Origin of the sequence: Marinobacterium sediminicola, from assembly GCF_022343685.1 — a bacterium.
GTDB lineage: Bacteria > Pseudomonadota > Gammaproteobacteria > Pseudomonadales > Balneatricaceae > Marinobacterium > Marinobacterium sediminicola.
The window spans coordinates 3,421,420-3,441,363 of sequence record NZ_CP092123.1 but is presented as its reverse complement, the minus strand read 5'-3'; the positions used below and the strand labels follow the sequence as shown (position 1 = coordinate 3,441,363).

Genomic DNA, 19,944 nt, shown 5'->3' with positions numbered 1-19,944 from the left:
ACCGATCACAGGGAACCGTATTTCTTGCGCAGGTGCTGGCGGATCGCTTCGGCCAGGGTATTCACCACGAAGGTGAACAGGAACAGCACGAAGGCGGCCAGGAACAGGGTGCGGTAGTGGGTACTGCCGACCTCTGACTCCGGCATTTCCACCGCGATGTTGGCGGCAAGAGTACGCATGCCCTCGAAAATGTTGACGTCCATGATCGGGGTGTTACCGGTGGCCATCAGTACGATCATAGTTTCGCCGACGGCACGGCCCATGCCGATCATCAGCGCGGAAAAGATACCCGGGCTGGCAGTCGGCAGCACCACGCGGGTCAGGGTCTGCCAGGAAGTGGCGCCCAGAGCCAGAGAGCCGTAGCTCAGGTGCTTGGGTACAGCGAAGATGGCGTCCTCGGTGATCGAGAAGATGGTCGGAATGACCGCAAAGCCCATGGCAATACCGACTACCAGAGCGTTGCGCTGGTCGTAGGGAATGCCGACTTCGTTGCTCAGCCAGGTCGGCATGTGGCCACCGAACAGAGCATCTTCAATGGGGCTTGCCAAACCAAGTCCCACCCAGGTCGCCAGAATTACGACCGGAATCAGCAGGGCAGCGTCCCAGCCTTCCGGCAGCAGGAAGCGGATCTTGTTGGGCATGTTGTTCCAGGCAAAACCGAATAGCACGATTGCCACCGGGATGATCAACAGACAGACGAAGATGCCCGCCAGATTGGCTTCCATGAACGGAGCCAGCCAGAGGCCGGCGAGGAAGCCCAGAATAACGGTTGGCAGGGCTTCCATCAGCTCGATGAACGGCTTCACCTTGCGACGCATCGCCGGCACCATGAAGTAGGCGGTATAGATCGCGCCACAGATGGCCAGCGGCGTCGCCAGCAGCATGGCGTAGAACGCCGCTTTCAGGGTGCCGAATGCCAGCGGCATCAGGCTGTATTTGGGTTCGAAGTCGTTGTTGGACGCGGAAGACTGCCATACGTACTCCGGCTCCTCGTAGCCTTCATACCAGACCTTCTCCCAATAGGCGCTCCAGGAAATTTCTGGATGTTCGTTGTCGACGTGCCAGAAGCTCAGGCGGTCGCCGTGCTGAACCAGCAGGGCATCGGCACGCGGTGCCAGAGCGATGGCGTCGGCTGCTCCGCTGAACAGGGGCTCGCTGAGTGCCTGACGGTTGGCGGTGCTGCTGTACAGGTTCAGGGTGCCGTCAGCGGCCAGGGTAACGATGCCCTTGCGGCGCTGCTCGGTGGTCAGGTTGATAACGGGGCTGCTGTTGTGTTCAAAGCTGCGGATATGGGTCAGCTGGAACTGGTTGGCTTCATCGCGCACGAAAAACCACTGCGACAGCTTTCCTTTGGCGTCGCCGATGATCAGCGAGTTGCCGCCCAGCAGCAGTTCAATGCTGGTGATCTCGGTTTTGGAGACCTCGACCAGCTGCGTGACTTCCGGGTTGCGTCCCAGTGCCATGACCGCAACCTTGCCCTGCGGCAGACTGGCCATCAGCCAGCGTCTGTCCGGGGTCAGCAGCAGCTTGTTCGGTTTGACACCGATGTTGGGCAGGGTGCGGCTGCTCTGTTCGATTTCAACCTCACCGGTGAGGAAGTTCTCGCTCATGGACAGGGCCAGCTCGACCAGCTGGCCCTGACTCAGGGCAATCAGGCTCCATTCGTCGCTGTCGCGGTTGACCGCCAGCTGTTCGATGGGCCCGTCCGCGACCTGCAGGGCGTCTTCGCCCAAGGGATAGACCAGCTCGGGAATAAGCACGCGCTTGCCGTTGGGATAGGTGGCCTTGTAGTTGTGCTTGATCACCTTGACGCCGCCATCGCTGAGGCCGAGCGCGAAGGTCTGGCTGGCTTCAGACAGCAATGTAAAGCTGCTGATCGTGACGCCTTCCGGCAGTGACAGTGTTTCTTCTTTCAATACCTGGCCACTGGTGCTGTCAAAAAAGACCAGTTGACCTCTGTCGGTGGCACGGAAACCGATCTCGGCCTGCTCCTCGACGGCCAGATAGAGCGTACGGCCCTGACCGGGCACGGCATAACTCACTTCCTGCTGGCCGCCCCAGGGCTCGATACTGGCCGAACGGAACAGCGGCGCAACCTCGTACAGCAGGTAGAAAAAGATCATGACGACAGCGAGGATGACGCTGATACCGCCGATGGCAATGCCGCTGGCCGCCAACTTGTCCTTCAGCATGCGCGCCTGTCGCAGACGGCGCTGAGCGGGGGTGTTGAAGTCCAGCTCCGGCACGGTGTTGGTTTGCTCAATACTCATGGTCGAGGGTCCTGAGAAGTGTCGAACTTGATATGGCGGGTACAATAAGTCAAATAGATGACTTTTTTGTTACAGCTGTAACAAAAGCAAAAAAAGGGAGCCCTTGGGCTCCCCTTCCAGATCAGGTTCGGTACCTTACAGGCCCAGATCCTTCATCTGCTTCTCAACAACCTTGGCCGGCAGCGGGATGTAGCCGTCCTTTACGACCACTTCCTGACCTACCTTGGACAGAACCAGCTTCAGGAACTCACGCTCCAGCGGCTGCAGGTCCTGGCCCGGCTTCTTGTTGATGTAAACGTACAGAGAGCGCGCCAGCGGGTACTTGCCGGTTACAGCGTTTTCCGGGGTCGGATCAACATAGTCAGTACCGGACTTGGACAGTGGCAGAGCGCGGACAGATGCGGTCTTGTAGCCGATGCCGGAGTAGCCCAGCGCGTTAACAGAAGTGGAAACGGACTGAACAACAGAGGCAGAACCCGGCTGTTCGTTTACGCCGTTCTGGAAGTCGCCTTTACACAGAGCCACTTTCTTGAAGTAGCCATAGGTGCCGGATACAGAGTTACGACCGAACAGCTGGATGCTCTGATCAGCCAGAGAGCCGCTGACACCCAGCTGGTTCCACTTGGTGATTGATTCCGGAGCACCACACTTGCGGGTAGAAGAGAACACGGCGTCAACCTGGTCGATGCTCATGCCCTGAATGGGGTTGTCCTTGTGTGCAAAGACCGCCAGTGCGTCGATGGCAACAGCGACCGGAGTCGGCTTGTAACCGAACTTCTTCTCGAACGCTTCGATTTCCTTGTCCTTCATCTTACGGCTCATCGGGCCGATGTTGGACGTACCTTCAGTCAGTGCTGGCGGCGCAGTTGAGGAGCCTGCAGCCTGGATCTGAATGTTGACGTTCGGGTAGTTACGCTTGAACTCTTCAGCCCAGAGGGTCATCAGGTTCGCCAGCGTGTCAGAGCCGACACTGGACAGGTTACCGGAAACGCCAGAGGCTTTTTCGTATACCGGCAGGTTCGGGTCGAGCAAGTCGCTTGCCTGAGCAGTGAAACAGGTCGCGGTCATGGCGACGGCTGCAAACAGCTTTTTCATCGGTTTCATCATCGGCTCCTGAGTTAGGAAACGGGTTAGTGAATTGACATGAGCGCACTATAGGGAGGCTTTGTGACGTTAAGATGACAGTGATGGCATTAGCCGTCAGTCCGTGATGACCGGATGTTTTTGGGGCTGTCCTTTGGGTGCAACCTTAGTAGTATATGCACTGCAGCATAAACCGGGGCCTGAGGCTCTTTCCATCCAGTGAGATCGCGATAATGACAACAAGTGAAGATCAGCTGCTGACGCCCGAGGGTGAACTCAGCCTGCAATTGCCAGCAGGGGCCGAGGCAGTGAACATGTTTGGTGATGTCTATGGCGGCTGGGTTGCTTCCCAGCTGGTACTGGCCAGCGAGATTCGCGCCGGTCAGGAAGCGCGGGGGCGCGTCGCCACAGTATCGGTCGGGCGCATGGGGTTCATGTCGCCGGTGATGCGGGGGACAGTGCTGAGCTTTTATACCCGTATTCTGGAGCGCGGACACAGCTCGCTGCGGATTCAGGTCGAGGTCTGGGGACGTTGTCCTGACGGTAATGAGCTGCGCAAGGTAACCAGCGCAGAGTGTGTGCAGGTCGCCATCGACCAGCAGGGCCATATTCGCGCCCTGCCGGAAAAGGGCTGAGCCGGCCGGGCGTGCACCGGCCCGGCCATGCCGTTAGCGCCTCAAAGCATCATCGCGGCGCCGCCGGCGATAATTGCGGTCATCATGATATTGAGCACGACGCCGGCACGCATCATCTGCCGTTGTGGCAGATAACCGGAGCCGTATACGATGGCGTTCGGCGGGGTTGCCACCGGCAGCATGAAGGCGCAGGAGGCCGCAATGGCGATGACCACCGCCATGATGTCCTTCGGCAGTCCCATGGTACCGGCGATACCCACAAAGATCGGTACCAGCAGTGCGCTGCTGGCGGTGTTGCTGGCGATCTCGGTCAGCATGACGACGAAGGCGGCCACGACCAGCAGGAACAGGGGAGCGGATGCCCCAGCCATGAAATCACTGATGCCCTGTGCCAGGAACAGACTGGCACCGGTCGCCTTGAGCATGGCCGAAAGGGTCAGGCCGCCACCGAACAACAGCAGTACGCCCCAGTCTGCCGATTCCTCGATTTTCTTCCAGTTGACCAGCTGCAACATGCACAGCAACAGAATCGCATTCAGCGCGATGATCGAATCCAGCCCCTTGCTGATGCCGATCAGGCCGGACAGCGGCTTGCTGAACAGCCACATGGCCACGGTCAGTGCGAATACGCCCAGCGTCATCCACTGCTTGCCGGTAAGCGGCTCATGGCGATGCACGGCCGGGAAGCGGTGGCTCATCTCCGGGCGACACAGGAAGTAAAGGGCGATAATCATTAACGGCAGCGACAGGACCACGGTCGGAATACCGAACTTGAGCCAGTCGGTGAAACTCAGGCCGACTTCGGCTGCCGCAATGGCATTGGGCGGTGAGCCCACCAGCGTCCCTATGCCCCCGATGTTCGCGGAGTAGGCCACACCCAGCAATACGAACCAGTAGGTGCGCTGATTGTCTTCATAGGGCAGCTGGCGCAGCAGGCCCAGCGCCAGTGGCAACATCATGGCTGTGGTAGCGGTATTGGAGATCCACATCGACAGGCCGGCTGCGGTCAGGAACAGCAGAATCGATGCCGTACCGAGATGTCCACGCGCAAGACGGATTACGTGGCCGGCGATGTGCTTATCCAGCCCCTGTGCATTCAGGGCCGCGGCCAGGCCGAAACCACCCAGGAACAGGAAAATGATCGGGTTGGCAAAGTTCTTCAGCGCATCGGCTACCGAAAACACACCCGCCACCACGGTCAGTACCGGCACCAGCAGTGCGGTTACGGTAATGTGGAAGGTTTCGGTCATCCACAGGATAGCGATGGCCGCCAGAATGGCGAGACCTGTACGCAGCTCGGGTTCCAGCGGGGCCAGAAACCAGATGCCGGCCGCACTGAGCACCGCCAGCAGAAAAGTGATCCACTTGCTGGACATGAGTATCTCCAGAACAGGTTGAAAGGAGCGCGAATTCTACACAGTTGACCCTGCAGGGGCTACTTTGGTCGAGTGTCCTATCAGCCAGTGTAGAAAGCTTCAGCCGAAAAACCAGTAACCGCAGAAGATGGCGGCCACAATGCCGGCAAGATCGGCACTCAGACCACACCAGAGGGCATGGCGTGTGTGGCGGATGCCGACGGCGCCGAAATAGACTGCAAGCACGTAAAAGGTGGTCTCGGTAGAACCCTGAATGATCGACGCGAGCTGGGCGGCGAAGGAGTCGACGCCGTGGGTATTCATGGTCTCCAGCATCATGGCACGGGCGCCGGAACCGGACAGGGGCTTCATCAGCGCCGTGGGCAGCGCGTCGGCGAAGCGGGTATCCAGACCGAACAGGGCAATGCCTTCCCTCAGCAGCCAGATGAAACCCTCAAGAGCACCGCTTTCGCGCAGGACGCCGATTGCCACCAGCATCGCCAACAGGTAGGGAATGATCATGATGGCGGTTTCGAAGCCTTGCTTGGCTCCTTCGATAAAGGTTTCGTAGACGTTGACCTGGCGGCGATGCGCCAGCAACAGGAAAAGCATGATGGCGCTGAACAGCAGCAGGTTGCCGACCAGCGCCGACTGTCGCTGGAGCTCGTCCACACTCAGGGTGGCAAAGTAGCCGATGAACGCCAGCAGCAGGCTGATGCCGATGCCGAACCAGAGCAGCAGGGTCCGCTGCAGCAGATTGATCCTCTGGACCCAGCAGGTCACCAGCAGGCCAACCAGTGTGGAGCAGCTGGTAGCGATCAGGATTGGAATGAACACGGCGGTAGGGTCGGCCGAACCCTGCTGGGCGCGGTAGAGAAATACGGTAATCGGGAACAGGGTCACCGAGGACGTGTTAAGCACCAGGAACAGAATCTGGGCGTTGCTGGCGGTATGCTTGTCAGGATTCAGCGTCTGCAGATCCTGCATCGCCTTCAGGCCCAGGGGGGTGGCCGCGTTATCGAGGCCGAGCAGATTGGCAGACAGGTTCATGGTCATTGAACCGATTGCCGGATGGCGTGGCGGCACCTCCGGCATCAGTCGGGTGAACACCGGACCCAGCAGGCGTGCCAGCGCGTCGACCAGTCCTGAAGCCTCTGCCAGCTTCATCATGCCGAGCCAGAAGGCAAGTGTGCCGATCAGGCCAATGGCCAGCTCGACGGTCAGTTTGGACATGTTGAAGGTGCTTTCCACCATGCGCTGGAACACGCCGGAATCACCCATGCCGAGCCACTGCCAGCAGGCGGCGACAAAAGCGATCAGAAAGAAACCGAGCCAGATCCGGTGCAGCATGGGATACGTCCTGTGGAATGCATGCTTCGATTCTAACGAGCGCAGAAAGGTCTGACCACCGGAGGGCAGATGTAAGGTGCCGATGACGCGTGATTAGCCGCGCCTTGCGGACCAGGCTGGGCTGCCGCTTTCCCTGGTGGCAGCCAGCCGCGTTCACGCAAGAGTCTCCGTCCTGTCACCGTCGGTGACGGGGCTAGTCCTTCAGCCGCCAGCAGGTCACCTCCGAAAGGGTATGCTGGAACTTGCGTCGAGTTTCCCGGATCACGAAGGGTATATCTTCGGGGCCTCGGATCCGCTCGAAGTGCGCATCCAGCACTTCATGCAGACCATCGAGGGTGGTGAAGCTTTCGCCGTCACGCTTCAAACCACCCAGCCATTCCTCCTTCGGCGTGTGCTCTTCGAGCCAGGTATAGGGTGACGCAATGACCAGTACTCCGCCGGGGTTCAGGCGAGTGTGTACCTGTGAGAGAAACTGGTGCGGGCTGTACAGGCGATCGATGAGATTGGCTGCCAGAATCAGGTCATAGCCGCTGAGGATCGGTTTCAGGTTACAGGCATCACCCTGAACGAACTGAACGCGGCCAGCGGTGTGCGACAGATCCAGTGAAGTCAGGTCACGTTCACAGTAGCTGACCAGCTCACCTTCGTCGGCCAATGTATAACGCAGCCGCCCATGCTGCTGGAGCTGTACGCCCAGATTGATCAGGCGAGCAGAGAAATCGACGCCGTCCACATGCTGGAAGTGACGGGCCAGTTCGAAGCTGGCGCGACCGGTGGCGCAGCCGAGGTCCAGCGCCCTGCCGTTAGGCTCGCCAGCAACCTCAATGGCCAGTCGAGCCAGTGTCTGCGGAAAATTGGCCACGCCGAAATATTGATCACCATAGTGGAACTCAGCGTACTGGGAGGCAAGCTCGTCGCTCTCGTAACGAGAGGAAGGTGCCGCTGCCGGCAACTCGCCGGCGACATAGCGAAAACCGGCATGCTGGAAGAAATGGCGTCGAAACGCATAGCGGGCAGTGCGCAAGCTCTCGTTGCCGCAGGAGATCCAGCTGCCGCCCTTGATCAGGTTGTGGCGATCATCAAAGGTCGGCGTGGTGAAGTCGTCATAGAAGGGGTGCACTTCAAACCCTTCGAATGGATAGATGGGAGTCTGCGTCCACTGCCAGACATTGCCGCTGATATCGAAGAAGTCGCCCTGTGCAAAGCGATACACCGGGCAGGATGAGGCGAAATGATCCAGGTGCAGGTTGGCATTGACGAGCTGGCCCGGCCCGGGCTCGGCGACGCGGGCGATGTCATAGAGTCGGTACCATTCGTCCTCGCTGGGCAGGCGAATCGGCTGGTCTGTCTGCTCTGCTTTCCAGCGGCAGAAGGCTTCTGCCTCGTGACAGTTGACCTCGACCGGCCAATCCCAGGGCATGTAGACCTGTTCGCACATCAGCCGCAGTTCCCAGTCGTGCTCGCTACGTACCCAGAACTCGGGGTGCGTAGCGTTGGCAAAACGGCACCAGTTCCAGCCTTCTTCGCTCCACCAGCGTGCATCGGCATAGCCACCGGCTTCAACGAAAGCCAGAAACTCCTGATTGGAAACCAGCATCTGCGCGGCCTTGAATCCTGCCAGTTCAACCTCGCGGTGGCCGTATTCGTTGTCCCAGCCGTAGCGACTGTCGTCTCGCGACTTGCCCAGTTGAACAGTGCCTGCAGGGATGTCGATGAGCTGATTGGCCGGGGCAGGTCCTGAATCGCGACAGGGCGTCCAGGCCGGGTGGGGCCGCACATACTTGAGATCGTGCTGGCGAATCAGCACCGATGAGGTTTCCAGGTGGATGCGCTCGTGCTCGATGCCCATCAGGATTGTCCACCATGGATGATCCCAGCCGATGGGGGTCTGCAGCGGCGTTTCGGCAATCACCTTGTCCACCGTTTGACGAACACGATTGCGATAATCTCGTACGTCGGTGACGGAAGGCCAGTGGTAGTGTTCGTCGTTGAGGTCATCCCAGCTCATTTCGTCGACCCCGACCGCGAAGATGGACTCGAAATAAGGGTTGATGCGTTCTTCTACCAATCCGGCCAGCAGCAGTTTGTTGATGAAGAAGGTAGCGGTATGACCGAAGTAGAAAATCAACGGGTGGCGCAGCGGGATGGGTTTGACATACCAGGCTTCGTCACAGGTCAGCACTTCAAACAGCTGCTCGTAACGGTCGAAGGTATCGTGGAAATAGTCACGAATTTCACGGCGCAGTGTATCCGAGTCGGTATTATCCAGTCTTGGTGTGCGCGAGAAGCGTTCCATGTGCAGTCCTGCCCGGTTGAGACCTTGAGTCAGTTGAGTATAGACAGCCGGTGTGGACGCTGGATGAAAGCCCCCGACCGAATCCTGTGGGGACTGATACTGCTTGAATGGCGGTTTGGATCAGGGCCGGCAGGCGATGCCTGCCGGCGGAGGGCGTTCGGATGGAGCGAGCGCTTAGTCGAGCTGAGACAGGTCGCGTACGGCACCCTTGTCAGCCGAGGTGGCCAGCTTGGCGTAAGCCTTGAGTGCCGCAGAGACCTTGCGCGGGCGCTCTTCGGCCGGTTTCCAGCCCAGCTTGTCCTGCTCGGCGCGGCGCAGGGCCAGCTCCTCATCGGACACCAGCACGTTGATGGTGCGGTTGGGAATGTCGATCAGGATGCGATCGCCGTTCTTCACCAGACCGATGGCACCACCCGCGGCGGCTTCCGGAGACGCGTGGCCGATGGACAGACCGGAAGTACCACCGGAGAAGCGACCGTCGGTCAGCAGGGCGCAGTCCTTGCCCAGACCCTTGGACTTCAGGTAGGAAGTCGGGTACAGCATCTCCTGCATGCCGGGGCCGCCTTTGGGACCCTCGTAACGGATAACGACCACGTCACCGGCTTTCACTTCATCGTTAAGGATCTTTTTAACGGCCTCGTCCTGGGACTCCATGACGTTGGCAGTGCCTTCGAACACCAGAATCGACTCGTCGACACCGGCGGATTTCACCACGCAGCCATCCAGGGCGATGTTGCCGTAGAGCACGGCCAAACCGCCCTCCAGCGAGAAGGCGTTCTCGATGGAGCGGATGCAGCCGTTGGCACGGTCGCCATCCAGTGTCGGCCAGCGGGTGGCCTGGCTGAATGCCTGCTGGGTCGGAATGCCGGCCGGACCTGCCTTGAAGAACTCGATCACTTCAGGCGTCGGGTTGCGCATGATGTCCCATTCGTCCAGCGCGTCCTTCAGCGTGGCGCTGTGTACGGTCGGCACATCGGTGTGCAGCTTGCCGGCGCGATCCAGCTCGCCGAGGATGCCCATGATGCCGCCGGCGCGATGGACGTCTTCGATATGGTATTTCTGCGTATTCGGCGCCACCTTGCAAAGCTGGGGCACAACGCGGGACAGGCGGTCGATATCCTTCATGGTGAAGTCGATCTCCGCTTCCTGGGCGATCGCCAGCAGATGCAGGATGGTGTTGGTGGAGCCGCCCATGGCGATATCCAGGGTCATGGCGTTCTCGAAAGCCTTGAAGCCAACGGCACGCGGCAGGACACTCTCTTCGTTGTTGTCGTAGTAGCGCTTGGCCAGTTCAACAATGGATCGACCTGCACGTTTGAACAGCTGCTCGCGATCGGCATGGGTCGCCAGCATGGTGCCGTTGCCCGGCAGGGACAGGCCCAGTGCCTCGGTCAGGCAGTTCATGGAGTTGGCGGTAAACATGCCGGAGCAGGAACCGCAGGTGGGGCAGGCAGAGCGCTCGACTTCAGCCACTTCCTCATCGGACGCGTTCGGGTCGGCCGCCAGCACCATGGCATCCACCAGGTCCAGCTTGTGCTCGGACAGTTTGGTCTTGCCGGCTTCCATCGGGCCACCGGAGACGAAAATCACCGGGATGTTCAGGCGCATCGCCGCCATCAGCATCCCCGGGGTGATCTTGTCGCAGTTGGAGATGCACACCAGCGCATCGGCGCAGTGGGCGTTGACCATGTACTCCACGGAGTCGGCGATGATGTCACGGCTGGGCAGCGAGTACAGCATGCCGTCATGGCCCATGGCGATACCGTCATCCACGGCGATGGTGTTGAACTCTTTGGCGACGCCACCGGCGGCTTCAATTTCGCGGGCAACCAGTTGGCCCATGTCCTTGAGGTGGACGTGACCGGGCACGAACTGGGTAAAGGAGTTGGCAACGGCGATGATCGGCTTGTGGAAATCCTCGTCCTTCATGCCGGTGGCGCGCCAGAGGGCGCGGGCACCTGCCATGTTGCGGCCGGCGGTTGAGGTCTTGGAACGATACTCAGGCATGGGGCTCCCCTCGGAATCCGGTTCTCAAATAAGCTCGAGTATATCAGATAAACGGCGCACGCCGAGGCCGAAGGAAAGGCCGTATTTTCGTCTACACTGAGCATGAGAACTCAGGCAAAAGGAGCATCATCATGCGTGTCGGCGTGCCCAGAGAGATCAAAAACCGCGAATACCGTGTCGGCATGACCCCGATGGGCGTTCGGGAGCTTGTGGAACAGGGGCATCAGGTGCAGGTGGAGCAGAGCGCTGGCGTGGCGGCCGGCTTCAGCGATCAGGCCTATGAACAGGCGGGAGCCGTGCTGGTGGATGATCCGCGTGCGGTGTTTTCCTGGGCTGACCTGATCGTCAAGGTGAAGGAGCCCCAGCCGATTGAATGTGGCTGGCTCAGTGCCGATCAAGTGCTGTTTACCTATCTGCATCTGGCGGCTGATCGGGCATTGACCGACGCCTTGCTGGCAAGCGGCTGTACCGCGATTGCCTATGAAACGGTACAGGATCGCCACGGAGGCCTGCCGTTGCTGGCGCCCATGAGCGAGGTGGCCGGTCGTATGGCGGTGCAGGCCGGTGCCCATTGTCTGGAGAAAGCACAAGGCGGTCGAGGCGTTCTGTTGGGCGGGGTTCCCGGTGTCAGTCCCGGACGGGTGCTGATCATTGGTGGCGGAGTGGTGGGGGAAAACGCGGCTTACATTGCCTTGGGAATGGGGGCGCAAGTGACCCTGCTGGATAAATCGATTCCCCGTCTGAAACAGCTGGATGAGCGTTTCAACGGCACGCTGAATACGTTGTATTCCACTCGTGAAAACATAGAGCAGCAGCTTTCACAGGCTGATCTGGTGATCGGTGCGGTCCTCCTGCCGGGCGCAGCGGCTCCCAAACTGGTCACCCGCGATATGCTGGCGAGCATGCAGGCCGGGGCGGTGCTGGTGGATGTGGCGATTGATCAGGGCGGCTGTTTCGAGACCAGTCACCCCACCACCCATGATGATCCCGTGTTCGATGTCGACGGTATCGTCCATTACTGCGTAGCCAATATGCCGGGGGCGGTCGCACGGACCTCAACGCTGGCGCTGACCAACGCGACCCTGCCCTATGTGGAGCAGCTGGCGCAGCATGGCTGGCGTCGAGCGTTGCAGGACGTCCCGGGGTTTGCCAGTGGCCTGAATATTCATTCCGGCCGCGTGACCTGTGCTGGCGTGGCCGAAGCTTTTGATCTGACGCTGTATACCCCCGAGGAAGAGCTGGGCGGCGCTTGAAACGCGCTGCTGCTCACTCTATGCTCGGAGGCTCCCATATGAGGAGTTTCTGATGCACGAAAAGAACAAGATACATTCAGATCTCTGGCTCAAGCGTATGATGAAGCTGGGTATTCCACTGGCACTGACCTGTGTGCTCAGCCTGTGGATCGGCCAGTGGATCGGCAGCGGCCTGCTGGGCTGGGTGTTCATTCTGACCCTGCCGCCGGTGCTGGTGATCGGACTGGCTTACAACGTGCGTTATCTGCTGCTGATGCAGCGAGCCAAACGCACCTCTTCCGAATCCTGAAACAAAGCGTGTCGACGAGGTAATCATGGAAAAGAATATCGGTATTCTGGATCAGCTGGTACGCGTATTGATCGGTCTGGTTTTCATCATTCTCATTTTCTTCGGACCCCAAACCTGGTGGGGCCTGATTGGCGTGCCGATTATCGCAATCGCCATTTCGGGTACTTGTCCATTGTACAGCCTGCTGGGTATTCGCACCTGTCGCCGCAGCGCCTGAGGTTCATGCGCTGTTCAGACCACCGGTTCTAGCATCGCAACTCATATATTGTTGGCAACCACATCACCAAATCAGCACCGCAAGGAGGAACGAGGATTGGAGGCGCGATCTAGACGGCAGAGCCGGTTCTGGCTGCCAATGGGACTGGCTGCCCTGTTGGCTGCCATCTCCCAGCCAGCCATTGCCGAGCCCCGAGATGACCGACGTACGGAAAGTGTGGTCAGCTCCCAGCGTGTTGACCTGGTGCAGGCTTCCCGAATCGCTCGGAGCGAGTTGGGTGGTGAGATTATCAAGGCTGAACTGACGCGTTATCAGGGGATGGATGTCTACATGGTCCGTCTGCTGGATCAGGGTCGGGTGCGTGAAGCCCTGGTGGATGCCGCAACGGGGGAAATGCTAACACCGGGACAGAGCGAGAAGATTGAATGAAGGCACTGATCGTAGAGGATGACAGCGACCTGCGTCGTCAGCTCAAGCAGCAGCTGGAGCAGCGTGGCTATACCGTCGAAGAAAGTGGCAATGGCCGTGAGGCGCTCTATCTGGGGCAGGAGTACGAATACGATATAGCGGTCGTTGATATCGGATTACCCGAAGTGTCCGGCCTGGATGTGATTCGAGGCTGGCGTGCCGATGGCAACACCATGCCTGTTCTGGTGTTGACCGCGCGGGGCGATTGGCAGGACAAGGTGGAAGGGCTGGAAGCAGGTGCCGATGATTACCTGGCCAAGCCGTTTCACAGCGAAGAATTGCTGGCCCGGCTGAACGCCTTGGTACGCAGGGCCTCCGGCCATGCCAGTCCGGTCCTTAGCTATGGGCCGTTGGAACTGGATACATCGGCTCGGGTGGTCAGGCTCAACGGTGAAGAGGTGCGTTTGACCAGCTATGAATATCGTACGCTGGAATACCTCATGCTGAATGCCGGCAAGACCATTTCCAAGGCCGAGCTGACCGAGCATCTGTACCACCAGGACTATGATCGCGACAGCAACGTGCTGGAGGTCTTCATCCGTCGCTTGCGTCAGAAGCTTGACCCCGACCAGAGCCTGAAGCCGATCACGACTGTGCGCGGCCTCGGTTACCGCTTCTCGCTCGAGAGCGCCGATCAGGAGTGAGATCGTCCAAGGCCGTCCCGCTGTCACTCCGAGGGCGCCTGCTGCGCGCCTCGGCGGTGATTCTGCCACTGGTTATCGTCTTTGCAGGGCTTGCGCTGCTCAAGGCTTTTCACTCCAGTCTGGAAAACGCCGAAGCGTCCCAGGCTCGCCTGCAAGTGTATCTGCTGCTTGGCGCGATCGAGGTGGATCAGGGGCGCTTGCGTCTGCCTGACAGAGTATTGGACCCCGGTTTCAGTCAGCTGGGGTCTGGTGTTTACGGTTTTATTCACGATCCGGATGGCCGGCTGTTCTGGCGTTCCAACTCGAGCCTGGTACTGCCGGACGAGATGGTGCAACGCCTGCCCAGTCGCGCGTTGAATCCGGGGCAATCGCTGTTCAGTCATTTGCCGGACCAGCAACTTTACCTGTTTCAGTACCCGGTGATCTGGGAAACGGCCGTGGGCGACATGCGCTTCCTGATCTCCGTGCTGCGCAGCGATGAGCAGATTCGCAACGAAATGAAGGACTTCAGCCTGCAGCTGCTGGGATGGCTGAGTGGCGTGTGTCTGGTTGCTCTGCTGGCCCAGTATTTCATCATGCGTTGGGGGCTTCGGCCGCTGGACCTGATGGCCCGCGATCTGGAGCGGATCGAGGCCGGTGACACCGATCGGCTGGACGGCCGATACCCGATGGAAGTGCAGGGTGTCACGGCAAGCCTCAATCGTCTGATCGATGCTGAGCGCAAGCAGCGAGAGCGCTATCGCAATACCCTCGGTGACCTTGCGCACAGTCTGAAAACGCCACTGGCGGTGATTCGGGGGGCTGGCGAAGAAGGGCTCGACTTCGATGCCTATCGTCAACAGGTCGATGAGCAGGCGCAACGTATGCAGCAGATTGTCCAGTATCAGCTGGCCCGGGCCGTGAAAAGCGAAGGGCGGATGCTGGCGCAGGCACTGTTGGTGGCGCCGGTTGTGGAGCGGTTGCTGAATGTGATGGAGAAGGTGTACGCGCGTCAGCCCAAGGAGGTGGAGGTTCGTCTTGACCCGACCGCAGGGTTCGCGGGAGACGAGCGTGACCTGATGGAGCTGCTGGGCAACCTGATCGACAACGCATTCAAGTATGGTGACTCTCATGTAAGAGTCGAAGTGGAACAGGCCGGAGGGGTGCTGCAGATCGCCGTCAGCGACGATGGTCATGGCGTGGCACCGCGGCAGCGCCAGGTGATCCTGCAGCGCGGTGCCCGTTTGGATACCCAAACGCCAGGGCAGGGGATTGGCCTGGCGGTGGCGCTGGATATCGTCAGCAGTTATGACGGTGAGCTGGAGGTCAGCGAGTCCGACCTTGGCGGTGCCTGTTTTCGTGTGATCCTGCCGGGTGAGAAGCTTACGCCAACGGCTTGAAGAACACCTTGGAGTTGCGCTGGAAGTTGTACAGCGCCTTTTTCTCCTGTGGCAACTGCTCCAGCTCGGCAGGGGCAAACCCGCGTTCCACGAACCAGTGTGCCGTGCGAGTGGTCAGTACAAAGAGGCGCTGCAGGCCCAGTGCCCGTGCCTGCGCTTCAATGGCCGCCAGCAGGCGGTCACCGCGCTGGCCGCCACGATAGGTGGTATCGATGGCAACACAGGCCAGCTCACCGATCGCTTCGTCGGCAAAGGGGTAGAGTGCGGCGCAGCCGATGATTGCCCCGTCACGCTCGACGACCGTGAACTGCTCGATTTCGCCTTCCAGCCGTTCTCGTGAGCGGCGAACCAGAATTCCCTTTTCCTCCAGTGGCGCGATCAGCTCCAGAATACCGCCCACATCTTCAATGCTGGCGGGGCGCACCTGCTCATAGGAGTGGCTGACTACCATGGTGCCCTGACCGTCTCGGGTAAACAGCTCGGCCAACAGAGCACCGTCTTCCTGATAGCTGACCAGGTGGCAACGCGGTACACCCTGCTGACAGGCGGTAGCGGCCGCATCCAGCAGGCAGGCGGTTTCGCTGTACGGCTGTTCCGGATCCTCGACCCGTGCCAAATACTGGTGCACCAGACGTGCGGCGGTTTCTGCCAGTAGCTCGCTGCGCAGTTCGCCGCGACTGTCGTGGATACCAGCCTGGGAGCCGAACAGGATCAGCTTGTCTGCCTTGAGCGCGATGGCAGTTTGGGTCGCGACCTCTTCGACCGACAGATTGAATACCTCACCGGTAGGTGAAAAACCCAGATTCGACAGTAAAACGATCTGGTTAAGGTCCAGCAGCCGGCGAATGCCTTCATGATCCACTCGGCGCAACTCTCCGGTATGGCCCATATCGACACCATCAAGCACACCCACCGGGCGAGCGGTGACGAAATTGCCGCTGCACAACCGAATGCGTGCCCCGTGCATGGGGGTGTTGGCCAGGCCCATGGAAAAGCGTGCCTCGATCTCGGTGCGCAGGCTGCCGACTGCATCGATGACGCACTCCAGGATTTCGCTGCTGGTGACGCGCAAGTCATGGTGCAGGCGGGTTTCCAGGCCACGCGCCTGCAGGCGCTGTTCTGCCTGAGGTCGGGCACCGTGAACCAGTACGAGGCGTACCCCCAGACTGTTGAGCAGGGCGATGTCATGTACGGTGTTGGCGAAATGGGTGTCCGCGATCGCTTCACCGCTGAGCATCAGCACGAAGGTTTTACCCCTGTGAGCGTTGATGTAGGGGGCAGAGTGGCGGAACCAGTGGACGTAATCGGTGGTGACGTCGCTCAAAATCAGCTCCTTGTGGGCTCAGAGACAGTAATGGGCTATCAGGCTGCGCAGCAGCTCAACCGTGGGCTTGATCTGGTCCAGTGCCAGGAACTCGTCCGGTTGATGGGCCTGATTGATGCTGCCGGGTCCCAGCACGATGGTATCCATGCCCAGCGCGTCGAGGAAAGGCGCTTCGGTGCCGAAGGCCACGGCCTCGGCGCGGTGGCCGGTCAGCTTCTCGCTCAGACGGACCAGTTCCGACTGCGCAGGGGTTTCAAAGGGCGGAATGCCCGGGAACAGCGATTCGGTTTCGATCTGCACACCGAAGCGGTCACTGAGCGGGCGCAGGCGCTCGCCGATGGCGTTGCGCAGCCCGTCCAGCGTCATGCCGGGCAGGGGGCGCAGGTCATATTGCAGCTCGCAGCTGCCGCAGATTCGATTGGCGCTGTCACCGCCGTGAATGCAGCCCAGATTCAGGGTCGGGACTGATACGGCGAATTGCTCGTTACGGTACTGCTGTTGCAGTTCCTGGCGCAGCTGCAACAGTTGACCAATCGCGGCATGCATCGCTTCCATGGCATTGGCGCCCAGCGAAGGGTCGGACGAATGACCGGAGCGTCCCTGAATGCGAATGCCTTCCATCAGGATGCCCTTGTGCATCCGGATCGGTTTCAGGCTGGTCGGCTCCCCAACGACTGCCGCACGGGCCAGCGGCCGACCGGCCTCCACCAGCGCTCGTGCGCCGGACATGGAGCTCTCCTCGTCCGCCGTCGCGAGAATAATCAGGGGCTGCTTCAGCTTCTGGTCGACAAACTGGCGTGCCGCTTCGATCGCCAGGGGGAAGAACCCTTTCATGTCACAGGTGCCCAGTCCGTAGAGGCGGTTGTCCCGCTCGGTCAGGAAAAACGGGTCTGAGCGCCAGAGTTCCGGATCGCATGGAACAGTATCCGTATGTCCGGCCAGAACCAGCCCTCCGGGTCCCGTGCCCAGCGTAGCGATCAGGTTCGCCTTGCCGGCGTGGCCGGGGATGTGCATGACCTCGGTCTGGAAACCCAGTTGTTCAAGCCATTCGTGCAGGTGCTCGATCACGGTCAGATTGCTCTGATCAAGCGAACGGGTGGCAGAACTGATGGACGGGGCTGCAATCAATCGGTGCAGCATCGTCAGCGTATCGGGTAAGGGTGCGGGCATGATTGTGAGGGCTCCGTTATTTGCCCTCATTGTGCAACCTTTCGTGAAAGGGGTCTATGCCGATCGTGCAGGAGCCGGATGGGCACCGGCTCCTGCTGTCAGGCTCAGGTGAACATGCCCTTGAGCATGAAGAAGAACATGATGGCCAGGATGGCACCGGCCGGCAGGGTCACGATCCAGGAGATGAAGATGGTTCCGACTACCTTCAGGTTCAGGGCGGCCATGCCGCGGGCGAGACCGACACCCAGTACGGCACCGACCAGCGTATGCGTGGTGGAGATCGGCAGACCTGTGCCTGAGGCGACCACGACCGTCGTCGCAGCGGCCAGGGTTGCGGCAAAGCCACGGCTGGGCGTCAGTTCGGTAATGTTCTGACCCACGGTAGCGATGACCTTGTGGCCGTACATCACCAGACCGGCAACGATACCACCACCGCCGAGCAACAGAATCCACGCCGGCATGGCGGTCTTCTGTGCGACTTCACCCCCTGCACTGACGACGCCGACGATAGCGGCCAGCGGGCCTACAGCGTTGGCCACGTCGTTGGAGCCATGTGCAAATGCCATGGCGCAGGCGGTGAACATCATCAAGATACCGAACACCTTTTCCACGCTGGTGAAGTGGAAATCACGGTCGGCATTGGGGTCGACCTTGATTTTGCGCTGCATGAACACACCTACGGCCATGGTGAGCAGGCCGATGATGATGGAGATGCCGGCGCTCTGGAACCAGGTTAGGTGCAGGCCGATGTGCTTCAGGCCCTTGGTGAAGGTCACCATGGCGATGATGAAGCCGACCAGGAAGATGTAGTAAGGCACGTAACGCTTGGCGTTGGCGAAGGGGTTCTCGGTATCCAGAATCAGCTTCTGCACACTCCTGAACAGGAAGAACGCAATCAGGCCTGCAGTGACGGGCGAGACCACCCAACTGGCGACGATGGTGCTGACTTTGGACCAGTGGACCGCTTCCATCGAAACACCCACCGCAGCAAAGCCGACGATGGCGCCAACGATGGAGTGGGTGGTGGAAACCGGCCAGCCGAAATGAGTCGCTACCAGCAGCCAGATACCCGCTGCCAGCAACGAGGCCATCATGCCGAAGACCAGCAGTTCCGGGGTGCCAGCGAGCAGGGAGGGTTCAATGATGCCCTTGCGGATGGTGGCCGTTACGGCACCACCGGCCAGATAGGCACCGGCGAATTCAAACAGGATAGCGATCAGGATCGCCTGCTTCAGGGTCAGGGCACGAGAACCGACGGAGGTCCCCATCGCGTTGGCGACATCGTTGGCGCCTACACCCCAGGCCATGAAAAAGCCGAAGACACAGGCCATGATGACCATGATGTTGCCGTACTGAGCAATGATATCCATTGTTTAGCCTTGGTCGTTTGAGTTTATCGAGCGAGAAGCAGCTGCAGGCGGTTACCAACCTGCTGGGCACGGTTGGCCAGGTCGCCAACCCACTGAATGATCTGGTAGAGGAACATGACGTCGATCGGGTAGAGCTCACGCTCGACCGCGAACAGGGATGAACGCAGCTTGCGCTCATGTTCGTCCGCCTTGTGCTCCAGCTGGTCCAGTTCGGTGATCAGACGTTCGACGATGTCGACTTCGTGACCGCGGAAACCGGCCGCCAGCAGCTCGTCAAGTTCGCTCAGCGCCAGTACGGCCTGTTCGATGGCCAGCAGTGTGGTACGCAGGAGCTCGAGCAACTCTTCCTGAATCGGCTGAGGAATCTGCATCTGACGTCCCAGCATCAAGCCGGCGATGTCCTTGGCGCGGTTGGCGATCTTGTCCTGCATGCGCAGCAGGTCCAGCAGATCGGTGCGGGGCACCGGCAGGAACAGGCTGGCGGGCAGGCGCTGTCGGATGTCACGTTTCAGGTCGTCTGCTTCGTTCTCCAGCACGGCGATGCGTTGCTGGCATTCGGTTGCAGTGTTCCAGTCGTTCTTGATCACCGCCTCGAAAAAGGGGATCAGTTCCGCGGCGCTTGCCTGTGCCTTTACGATGTGTTCCTGCATCGGCTTGAACGGGGAACGAGCAAACATTTGCAGAATTGGGCTGTTTACCATGTTGCGGTTCCTGTTGCAGGTGGAAAATTCGGCGCAAGTATACGTGTTGATGTCATATATCTGTAGTGATGTCGTCACAAAAAAAGCCGAAATCTGACGTCCATCAGCGCAAATCCTTGGGTACACTGGTAAA

Annotated in this window: 17 protein-coding genes; 7 read left to right on the top strand and 10 right to left on the bottom strand. The window is 59.8% G+C overall.

What is annotated here, in order from left to right:
- Positions 1-5: 5 nt before the first annotated feature.
- Together LN244_RS15810 and LN244_RS15805 are read right to left on the bottom strand one after the other, a co-directional pair.
- Positions 6-2,270, bottom strand: coding sequence for an ABC transporter permease subunit (locus LN244_RS15810; RefSeq protein WP_239040714.1), 2,265 nt, complete (start codon positions 2,268-2,270; stop codon positions 6-8).
- Positions 2,271-2,405: 135 nt separating this feature from the next.
- The gene (locus tag LN244_RS15805) at positions 2,406-3,374 is read right to left on the bottom strand and encodes a PstS family phosphate ABC transporter substrate-binding protein (protein ID WP_239040713.1); all 969 of its coding nucleotides are present in this window, start codon (positions 3,372-3,374) and stop codon (positions 2,406-2,408) included.
- Positions 3,375-3,586: 212 nt separating this feature from the next.
- Here LN244_RS15805 and LN244_RS15800 point away from each other — a divergent pair, with 212 nt between their 5' ends.
- On the top strand, positions 3,587-3,988 hold the full coding sequence (locus LN244_RS15800; protein ID WP_239040712.1) for an acyl-CoA thioesterase: 402 nt from the start codon (positions 3,587-3,589) through the stop codon (positions 3,986-3,988).
- A 41-nt stretch (positions 3,989-4,029) separates the two neighbouring features.
- On the opposite strand, the gene LN244_RS15795 is transcribed toward LN244_RS15800, so the two are convergent.
- The 4 genes from LN244_RS15795 to ilvD form a co-directional block, all read right to left on the bottom strand.
- Positions 4,030-5,364 carry an SLC13 family permease gene (locus LN244_RS15795; protein WP_239040711.1) on the bottom strand — a complete coding sequence of 445 codons (1,335 nt, stop codon included), beginning with the start codon at positions 5,362-5,364 and terminating at the stop codon, positions 4,030-4,032.
- 99 nt (positions 5,365-5,463) lie between these two features.
- Positions 5,464-6,693: a nucleoside recognition domain-containing protein gene (locus LN244_RS15790; protein WP_239040710.1), complete on the bottom strand. Its 1,230-nt coding sequence runs from the start codon at positions 6,691-6,693 to the stop codon at positions 5,464-5,466.
- Between the two features lie 193 nt (positions 6,694-6,886).
- Positions 6,887-8,989: a 5-histidylcysteine sulfoxide synthase gene (gene ovoA, locus LN244_RS15785; protein WP_239040709.1), complete on the bottom strand. Its 2,103-nt coding sequence runs from the start codon at positions 8,987-8,989 to the stop codon at positions 6,887-6,889.
- Positions 8,990-9,163: 174 nt separating this feature from the next.
- Complete coding sequence (gene ilvD, locus LN244_RS15780; protein WP_239040708.1) at positions 9,164-10,996, bottom strand: dihydroxy-acid dehydratase; 1,833 nt, start codon at positions 10,994-10,996, stop codon at positions 9,164-9,166.
- Positions 10,997-11,127: 131 nt separating this feature from the next.
- On the opposite strand from ilvD, the gene ald reads away from it, so the two are divergent.
- From ald to LN244_RS15750, 6 genes are all read left to right on the top strand, one after another.
- On the top strand, positions 11,128-12,249 hold the full coding sequence (gene ald, locus LN244_RS15775) for an alanine dehydrogenase (RefSeq protein ID WP_239040707.1): 1,122 nt from the start codon (positions 11,128-11,130) through the stop codon (positions 12,247-12,249).
- 52 nt (positions 12,250-12,301) lie between these two features.
- The gene (locus LN244_RS15770) at positions 12,302-12,538 is read left to right on the top strand and encodes a hypothetical protein (protein WP_239040706.1); all 237 of its coding nucleotides are present in this window, start codon (positions 12,302-12,304) and stop codon (positions 12,536-12,538) included.
- Positions 12,539-12,563: 25 nt separating this feature from the next.
- A complete protein-coding gene (locus tag LN244_RS15765; RefSeq protein ID WP_239040705.1) occupies positions 12,564-12,755 on the top strand; it encodes a YgaP family membrane protein in 192 nt (63 codons plus the stop codon).
- Positions 12,756-12,851: 96 nt separating this feature from the next.
- On the top strand, positions 12,852-13,184 hold the full coding sequence (locus LN244_RS15760) for a PepSY domain-containing protein (protein ID WP_239040704.1): 333 nt from the start codon (positions 12,852-12,854) through the stop codon (positions 13,182-13,184).
- Complete coding sequence (locus LN244_RS15755) at positions 13,181-13,867, top strand: response regulator transcription factor (RefSeq protein WP_239040703.1); 687 nt, start codon at positions 13,181-13,183, stop codon at positions 13,865-13,867. Before LN244_RS15760 ends, LN244_RS15755 begins: the two co-directional genes overlap by 4 nt.
- Complete coding sequence (locus tag LN244_RS15750; RefSeq protein ID WP_239040702.1) at positions 13,864-15,246, top strand: ATP-binding protein; 1,383 nt, start codon at positions 13,864-13,866, stop codon at positions 15,244-15,246. Before LN244_RS15755 ends, LN244_RS15750 begins: the two co-directional genes overlap by 4 nt.
- Here the strand turns inward: LN244_RS15750 and argA are convergent.
- The 4 genes from argA to LN244_RS15730 all read right to left on the bottom strand — a co-directional run bounded on the left by argA (position 15,230) and on the right by LN244_RS15730 (position 19,811).
- Complete coding sequence (gene argA / locus LN244_RS15745) at positions 15,230-16,570, bottom strand: amino-acid N-acetyltransferase (RefSeq protein WP_408904448.1); 1,341 nt, start codon at positions 16,568-16,570, stop codon at positions 15,230-15,232. The two genes, LN244_RS15750 and argA, sit on opposite strands and share 17 nt — an antisense overlap.
- Before the next feature lie 18 nt (positions 16,571-16,588).
- Positions 16,589-17,740, bottom strand: coding sequence for an acetylornithine deacetylase (gene argE / locus LN244_RS15740; RefSeq protein ID WP_239040701.1), 1,152 nt, complete (start codon positions 17,738-17,740; stop codon positions 16,589-16,591).
- A 104-nt stretch (positions 17,741-17,844) separates the two neighbouring features.
- Positions 17,845-19,110 (bottom strand): inorganic phosphate transporter, encoded by a 1,266-nt coding sequence (locus LN244_RS15735; protein ID WP_239040700.1) that lies wholly within the window; start codon positions 19,108-19,110, stop codon positions 17,845-17,847.
- A gap of 23 nt (positions 19,111-19,133) precedes the next feature.
- Positions 19,134-19,811, bottom strand: a complete 678-nt coding sequence (locus LN244_RS15730) for a TIGR00153 family protein (RefSeq protein WP_239040699.1) — start codon at positions 19,809-19,811, stop codon at positions 19,134-19,136.
- Positions 19,812-19,944: the final 133 nt, after the last annotated feature.